Annotated in this window: 8 protein-coding genes; 4 read left to right on the top strand and 4 right to left on the bottom strand. The window is 43.3% G+C overall.

The annotated features are described in order from the left end of the window. From AC1MDJ_RS06185 to AC1MDJ_RS06170, 4 genes are all read left to right on the top strand, one after another. Window positions 1–184: flagellin (locus AC1MDJ_RS06185; RefSeq protein ID WP_479690065.1), on the top strand; the 184-nt coding region annotated here is incomplete at its 5' end. A gap of 72 nt (window positions 185–256) precedes the next feature. Beyond that, a complete protein-coding gene (locus tag AC1MDJ_RS06180; RefSeq protein ID WP_479690064.1) occupies window positions 257–1,276 on the top strand; it encodes a lytic murein transglycosylase in 1,020 nt (339 codons plus the stop codon). 81 nt (window positions 1,277–1,357) lie between these two features. Next, entirely contained in the window at window positions 1,358–2,359 is a 1,002-nt protein-coding gene (locus AC1MDJ_RS06175; protein ID WP_479690063.1) for an ABC transporter substrate-binding protein, read from the top strand. Window positions 2,360–2,461: 102 nt separating this feature from the next. Then, complete coding sequence (locus tag AC1MDJ_RS06170; protein ID WP_479690062.1) at window positions 2,462–3,289, top strand: capsular polysaccharide synthesis protein; 828 nt, start codon at window positions 2,462–2,464, stop codon at window positions 3,287–3,289. A gap of 35 nt (window positions 3,290–3,324) precedes the next feature. Here the strand turns inward: AC1MDJ_RS06170 and AC1MDJ_RS06165 are convergent, their stop codons facing one another. The 4 genes from AC1MDJ_RS06165 to AC1MDJ_RS06150 form a co-directional block, all read right to left on the bottom strand. Further along, entirely contained in the window at window positions 3,325–5,097 is a 1,773-nt protein-coding gene (locus AC1MDJ_RS06165; protein ID WP_479690061.1) for an N-acetylmuramoyl-L-alanine amidase, read from the bottom strand. A 49-nt stretch (window positions 5,098–5,146) separates the two neighbouring features. Then, complete coding sequence (gene guaB / locus AC1MDJ_RS06160; RefSeq protein WP_479690066.1) at window positions 5,147–6,628, bottom strand: IMP dehydrogenase; 1,482 nt, start codon at window positions 6,626–6,628, stop codon at window positions 5,147–5,149. A 23-nt stretch (window positions 6,629–6,651) separates the two neighbouring features. Continuing rightward, complete coding sequence (locus AC1MDJ_RS06155) at window positions 6,652–7,419, bottom strand: NAD+ synthase (RefSeq protein WP_479690060.1); 768 nt, start codon at window positions 7,417–7,419, stop codon at window positions 6,652–6,654. Window positions 7,420–7,442: 23 nt separating this feature from the next. After that, on the bottom strand, window positions 7,443–7,846 hold a 404-nt coding region (locus AC1MDJ_RS06150), incomplete at its 5' end, for a hypothetical protein (protein ID WP_479690059.1).

Here is a 7,846-nt window from a genome sequence, read left to right as displayed (position 1 = left end):
TATAAGAACACTTAACACTACACAGCAAAACACAATATCTGCTGAATCTCAGATAAGAGACCTAGACTTCGCAGAGGCTTCCGCTGACCTAGCAAAAAAACAACTACTAATGACCACACAAACAAACCTGCTCTCGCAAACTAACGCTCTGCCACAAACAATAATGCAGCTGATAAAATTCTGATAATCGTTTAGAGGGGAGGAAAAAAACAATTTGACATCATAGCCAACTCGTGTAAGACTGCCCGTTGTAATTATGAAACACATCGCAATAATCCTGTTTTTGCTCATATTCAGCATGTGCACATGCCACCACAGCTACGCTTATGAGGTTGCTAAAAAGAGGACTAACCCCATATCCCAGTATAAAGATGTGCAGAAATTCATAGCTGATGTCTCTAAACGCAACAACCTAAATAAAAAGGCTTTAGAAAAGACTTTTAGCACCATAAAATTTGACTACGCAATGCTCGAACGTATGAACACCCCCGCAGAAAAACGCACATGGAGCTACTATCTAGGCATAATGGTGAACGATGAACGCATATCAAACGGCAAAAAATATCTGTCAACGCATAATGCTACCCTGACAAAGGCATATAAAGAGTATCACGTGCCAAACAATGTCCTGACTGCCCTACTGGGAGTAGAAACTAATTTCGGCGAATTTAAGCTGAAATACCGCGCACTACAGAGCTTATCTACCTTTGCCTTTGAATACCCGCGCAGAGCTAAATATTTTAAGGAAGAACTTGAAGCCTTGCTAGTCTTTGCCAACAAGCAAAACACAGAATCAGTTCAGTATTTAAGCTCTTATGCTGGAGCTATAGGCATACCGCAGTTTATGCCCTCCAATATAAAAAAATACGCTGTAGATGGAGATGGAGACGGACTTGTTGATATAGTGACTAATCACGACGATGCAATAATGAGTGTTGGCAACTATCTGAAAGACAAAGGCTGGCAGGAGAATAAACCACACGTAGCAACTGTCGTGTCTGTGCCGAACAGCCTAGACAACGACACATACAAGACAAACCCTTGCAACGAAGAGAACATGCGTAGCATAGGAGAATATCGCGAGATGGGGATAAAGATACCCCCTAAATATAAAAGTAAAGAGATAGGCATGCTCGCTAAACTAGCGGAAGACAGCGAGGAGGGGATGTTTGAGGCAGTTATATTCTTTGAAAATGCTTGCCCTATACACAGATACAATAAGAGCTTGAAATATGTTATGACCATAGCCTTGCTTGCGGAGGCTATAAACGAATAGTATTTTTATTTGACTATCTCTTGATAGGCTAGTATAAATATAAACGTGTTTTATATTATACATTAAGGGAGAAATTTAGTTATGAAGAAACTCGCTATTTTGCTGTCTGTATGCGTGTTGATATTTAGTGCAGTTAGTTGTGGCAAGGGAGCTGGTGCTAAGACCAAGTTGATAGTCTATACATCATTGAAAGAATCTTTAATGAGTGCCATTAAGGAAGATTTTGCAAGGAAATATCCGAACATTGATATAGACTACCAATCAGCTGGTGCAGGTAAGCTAATGGCTAAAATAGCTGCTGAACGTGAAAGCGGAACAATCACCGCTAACGTGATATGGACTAGTGAAGTGCCCGATTTCTACAAGATGAAAGAAGACAAATTGCTTATCGCCTACAAACCTAATACTACTGGTGCCTTAAACCCACTAGAACAAACTGATGACTACTTTGTGCCTGCCCGTCTTGGGACGCTTGGCATAGTCTATAACACCAAGAAGGTTACAGCTGTGCCTACTGAATGGAAAGACCTGTTCAAACCGGTATATAATGACGGTTTTGCTATCGCTAACCCTGCCTTATCAGGAGCAACTTATGTCAGCGTTGCAATGCTGCAATCAGTGTTCGGTGACCAATACTTCAAAGATTTGCGCAAGAACAAGGCGAAAGTCGGACAAGGCTCTGGGCAAGTTGTGGATGACACTGCATCTGGTGAACTTGTAGCATGTCTAGGCGTTGACTACATTACCTTTGACAAGGTAGAAAAGGGTGCAACCATAGCTATGGCATATCCAAAAGAACTTTTGGTCATTCCCAGCCCTATCGCTATCCTAAAGGATAGTAAGGGTGCTCAGCTTGACGCATCTCAAAAGTTTATAGACTATATGCTTACTAAAGACGCCCAACAAATTATTGCTAATACCGGCACCTTGCCTGTGCGTGAAGATGTTTCAGTGCCTGAAAAGTTCCGCCTGCCTACAGTTCAGGAAGCTATGACCAACGGCATAAAGATTGACTATATTAAGATGATTGCTGAAAAGGAACAACGCGTTAAATCGTTCTTAGAAATCATGCAAGCCAAATAAGTATTGCTACATTCAGCGGTATGTTCTGTGATAGGAGCATACCTCACTTTTACGGAGGCAACATGGCTACGGTTCATTTAGAAAATATATTTATGGTGAGAGATGCTTAAAAATAATAAAACAATCTGGACATTTTGGGAGCCTCGCAGAAAACTCCCTAACTATCTTAAACTATGTATGGAGACATGGAAAAAATTCCTGCCCGAATACGATATTGTGCTACTAGACTACTCAAATGTGGATGACTATCTAGGCAAAGGCTATTACGATGACACACTCTATAAAAACTTCTCGCTACCGAAACAAGCAGATGCTATCAGGTGCGCCGTTCTAAAGAGATACGGCGGAGTATGGCTAGACACAGACACCATAATCACATCAGAGAAGGTAAAGGATATTTTTAATATAAATTCTGAGCTAATCTTACTGCACCAGCATATTGGCTTTATCGTGGCTAAACCAAATGCAGAAGTCCTCTGTAAATGGGAATACGGGATAAAAAAACGTATAGCTACGTACAAGAACTATCAAAACAACCCTGTAAAAAAACTACTATACCCCATACTCCGCAAACGCTATCTGGGTAAGATGGAACGCTGGAACTATCTCGGCAACGGCATACTAGGATACATATTAAGAGACGCTGATGAAAATCATTTCCACTCAGTTGATAGACTTGCTATCAGGGCACTGCCAGAGGTGAACTGGGCGCAAGAAAACGCTATCAGCTACGATGACCCGATAAAGGTGTATATTGAGTTTTATTTTGAAAATGAGCTATCAGACTATGTTCTGAACGCTACCGCTGGGGGGGGGGTTGTGTATCTGCACAACTCATGGACACCCGAAAAATACAGGAAGATGAGCAAAAATAATTTCTTAAAACAAAATTTCACACTGGCAAATATTCTAAAGAAATTGCTAATTTAAGTATTACGCTAACAGATGAAACGGACAGCGTTATCTTACTGGTTATACCTGCCAGCATACGCTAGTATGCCGTTAAAAATGCCCTGCGCAACCAGCTTTTGATATTCTGATGTTCTCATCCTTTCAGCCTCGTTTTTATTTGACAGAAAACCTACTTCAGTCAATATCGCTGGCATATTTGCACCTACAAGCACAAAGAAAGGTGCTTGCTTTATCCCAATATTTTGCTTATTTGACAGCTTCATAGTATTAGCCATCCCCTTTTGCGTTGCTTTTGCCAACAATGTTGACTCCTCTAGCTTAGAGCTTTGCATTATATCTTTCAATATACCCTGCAGGTCAGATATTGATTTAGTAGTTGCTTGGTTTTCAAACGCCGCTACTTCTAATGCGGCTTTGTCATTTGTAATGTTCAATATATACGTCTCAACACCAGAAGCCGCCCTGTTCTTAGGTGCTGCGTTTATATGGATGGATACAAATATATCAGCTTTTAGCTTGTTGGCTATCGCTGTGCGCTCCTCCAACGGAATAAACACATCTGTTTCACGCGTCATATATACATTTAGCTTTGTCTTAGATTTCAGCATAGCACGCAACTGCTTGGCTATGATAAGCGTGATGTCCTTTTCCTTCAGCCCATAGTAGGAACAGCCCGGGTCTTTGCCGCCGTGCCCTGCGTCTATTACTATTGTGTTAATTTTTAATCCGAACACGCTAGCCAACGTTTGGTTAGCACTGCTGGCGGGCTGTCTAGTGATAGCATCCTGCTGCTGCGAACTTGGTGGTGGCGGAGTAGCAGTAATAGCTTGTGCTTTCGGAAACTTATCGCCTTTGCTCACGTCTATTATTATCCGCGCAGGGTTTGACATCTGAAACACTGTGAAGTTCTGTATAGATTGCGAGTCTAACACTATACGCGTGGTGCCCGGTCTGTTATACGCCCAACGCACATTGCTTACAAGCCCATCTTTTATGCTGATGTCTTTTGCCACGCCCTTGCCGACTGTCGCATTATCAATATCAATATATAGCCTAGGAGGAAGTTTTTGCGCAGGGTTCTCTTTCAGCCAATACTTCTCAAACGCCGCGGGACGGCTCACGTCCACCACTATACGGGTATAGTCGCTTGCTGAAAAGTAACGAATATCGTTTATAACAACTGCACCGCTGGCATCTTCAGGCACAAAGGAATCTACTTCAACAAAACGTTTGCCTGTATTATCTTTACCAATATCTTCTGCAATCCCTTTCGGCACAACGTAGTTTTTGGGACTATCGTTATCGCCACCGCTCTGCCCCATACGCGCTAGGTCTGCAAGCATTCCATCAGCAGCGAGCGCAACGTTAGATTCAGGATAGCGTTTTTTTATCTTGCTCAGCGTGAACTGTGCTGATGCATAATCGCGCTTTATATTGTAAAGTTCCGCCAACTCCAATAACGCATCAGGCGTGTTATATGTGGCGTTATCAGCAAGCATTGATAGGTATTTATGCGCGCTGTTCATATCGCTGCTTTGTCCATATTTTTCATAGCTCAACTTATAGGTTTTACCAGCAAGCAGTAGTGCATCAGAGGCGTTACTCCCATTAGTATCTGATAAATATAGTCTATACAATCTATCGCCCAGAATGGAATATGCGGAGCGCGATTTACCCAGCAGAGCGTTATACTCCATAAGCAGACTTCCATAGTCATCAGCCGCAACAGCAGGCATAGTGAATGTAGCATAACTAGCACAGACGAATGCTAATACAAGCAGTAGCCTAATGGCGCGGACAACAAGCTCGCATATATGTGTAATCATTATAGTCTAATATCGGCTATTTGCTGGAAAAATAAAGTGCCCCGCATCTCTAATTTTTTGCCCAGTAGTTAGGTGCTTCCTTAGTAATCTGCACATCATGCACGTGACTTTCGGCAAGCCCTGAGCTTGTGATGCGCACAAACCTTGCCTTCTCTTGCAAATCAGCTACCGTAGCACAGCCTGCATAGCCCATACCAGAATGTAAGCCGCCTACCAGCTGGTATATTACCTGTGAAAGCTCCCCACGGTAGTGAACACGCCCTTCTATCCCCTCTGGCACCAACTTTGCATCGGGAGCACTATCTTGAAAATATCTGTCCCTGCTCCCCTCTTTCATCGCACTAACAGAACCCATCCCGCGATATACCTTATAGCTACGCCCTTGAAACAGTTCCATATCACCCGGCGCCTCTAGCGTGCCCGCAAACAGCGAGCCTATCATTACCACGTCAGCACCTGCAGCTATAGCCTTTACCACATCACCTGAATATTTTATCCCGCCGTCAGCAATTATAGGGATATCCAGCTGCTTAGCCTGCTTTGCACAATCCATAATAGCCGTCATTTGCGGTACACCAATGCCTGCAACTATACGCGTGGTGCATATTGAACCCGGTCCTATCCCCACTTTCACGCAATCAGCACCAGCTTTGGCAAGCGATTTTACCGCATCGGCAGTAGCAACGTTACCCGCCACAAGCTGCAGGTCAGGGTATTTGTGCTTTATAGCCCTTACCGCTTCCAGCACCTTTTTAGAATGTCCGTGTGCAGTGTCAACGGCTATCACGTCAACTTTCTTGCCTATAAGTTCATCAATCCTATCAATATATCCACCTGCTACACCTACCGCAGCACCTGCTAGCAACCTGCCAAGCCCATCTTTGGAGGCTAGCGGATATTTCAGACGTTTATTCACATCCTTTATCGTTATCAGCCCTTTTAGTGAGAATTTATCATCTACAACCAGCAATTTCTCAACGCGGTGTTTTTGCAATTCGTCTATTGCATCGTCTAGCGATGTGCCGACTGGAACAGTTACAAGGTTCTTGCTGGTCATATATTCCGAAACTTTTTTATCGGTGTCGCGCAAAAACCGCAAGTCACGGTTAGTAAGTATTCCTACAAGTTTTTCCTCCTTTACAACAGGGATGCCACTAATCTTATACCTATTCATCATATCAAGCGCATCAGCCACTGAGCGGTCGGGAGCTATGGTAATAGGGTCAACTATCATACCACTTTCAGAACGTTTTACTTTATCCACCTCATCAGCTTGCTGACTAGGGGTTAGGTTCTTGTGTATGAAACCTATGCCCCCCTCTTGGGCTATCGCTATAGCCATTTTAGCCTCCGTAACGGTGTCCATCGCAGAGCTGGCAAAGGGTATCTGTAGCGATATGCTGTTGGTTAGGCGAGTTGCCGTATTTACCTCATTAGGCAGAACGTTACTTTCTGATGGCACTATAAGCACGTCATCAAACGTGAGTGCCTCGCCGATAACTTTTTTAGTGAAACATTCTTTACAACTCATCACACCCCCCTATTTCTGCACTACTATTTTTGGTCTATACTGATACATTTAGGCAAGAATCGCTTAAACGCATATTTATTCATCCGCTCTGCAACAGACTCCACGAACGCTCTATCAAAACCAGCATTTATAGCCTCTTCTGGCGATTTGCCGTTTTCAACTAATTCATCTAATAGCCTATCAAGCTCTTTATAGGTATAACCGAAATCTTCCTCATCTGTCTGCCCTACGTATAGGTCTGCCGAAGGTGCCTTATTGATAATCTTTTCTGGGATACCCAGTAGTTTTGCCGCTTGATAAACCTGCGATTTATACATATCAGCCAGAGGATTTATGCTACACGCACTATCGCCATACCACGTGCAATAGCCTAGCATAGCCTCACTCTTGTTGCCAGTGCCTATAACCAACGCATCATGTTCAACTGCCTTGTCAAACAGCATGAGCATCCGCAACCTTGCGCAAATATTGCCCTTGCGGTGAGCAGAAAGCAAATCAAAATTAGGATAAGCCTGCGCAATACCCGCAATAGAGATAGTCTCAAACGCTACACCTAGATGTTTTGCTACGAGAGCGGAATCTTCGTAGCTAGCCTGCGAGCTTGTAGCAGAGGGCATATTATAGGTGAAAACATGCTCACATCCAATAGCCTTAATAGCTAAATTACAAGCCAACGCAGAGTCTATTCCGCCAGAAAGCCCAATGACCGCATTTTTCAGCCCCGTATCGGCTATGAGCATAGCAAAATCGGCAATAATCTTATCTAGTCTCGTGCTGTCAATCGTCACCATAAACAACCCCTCCGATGAAATTTTTAATGTGGAAATGCCTTAAAAAGATTGTTCATGCCTATGCTGTAGTTAATAGCTGTCGCAATATTTGTGTCCGCATAAGAACCTGAACGAGACTTGCTAAATACAAGAGTTCCCCTATCTAATGTCAGCTCGGCGTAGCTTTCGCGCTGCGTATGCACCTGCCCACTCTCAGAAAATATCGGTATGTAAATGACAATCTCGTAACGTTCGTCCATAGATGTAAGAAGCTTCATAAATATTAACTGAATAAATTCCACCATAGACTTTTGCAGAGGATTATCAAGCATAGACGGCACGGTTTTACCACGCACGTCAACTGCCGAATACTCCATAGTTAAACTCAACGTATCGGCGCGCTTATTAGCAACAACAAGGGTTAGCTGCGGGGCTAGCTGATATTTTC

This window comes from Candidatus Termitispirillum reticulitermitis, assembly GCF_054655775.1.
The sequence above is the reverse complement of the archived record's forward strand: the minus strand, read 5'-3'. Positions and strand labels throughout refer to the sequence as shown.

What these genes read in the sequence shown, in the direction of transcription:
- AC1MDJ_RS06180 (WP_479690064.1), top strand. Translation starts at nt 257, where the DNA reads ATGAAACACATCGCAATAATCCTGTTTTTGCTCATATTCAGCATGTGC.
- AC1MDJ_RS06155 (WP_479690060.1), bottom strand. Translation starts at nt 7,419, where the DNA reads ATGGTGACGATTGACAGCACGAGACTAGATAAGATTATTGCCGATTTT.
- AC1MDJ_RS06165 (WP_479690061.1), bottom strand. Translation starts at nt 5,097, where the DNA reads ATGATTACACATATATGCGAGCTTGTTGTCCGCGCCATTAGGCTACTG.
- guaB (WP_479690066.1), bottom strand. Translation starts at nt 6,628, where the DNA reads ATGAGTTGTAAAGAATGTTTCACTAAAAAAGTTATCGGCGAGGCACTC.
- AC1MDJ_RS06170 (WP_479690062.1), top strand. Translation starts at nt 2,462, where the DNA reads ATGCTTAAAAATAATAAAACAATCTGGACATTTTGGGAGCCTCGCAGA.
- AC1MDJ_RS06175 (WP_479690063.1), top strand. Translation starts at nt 1,358, where the DNA reads ATGAAGAAACTCGCTATTTTGCTGTCTGTATGCGTGTTGATATTTAGT.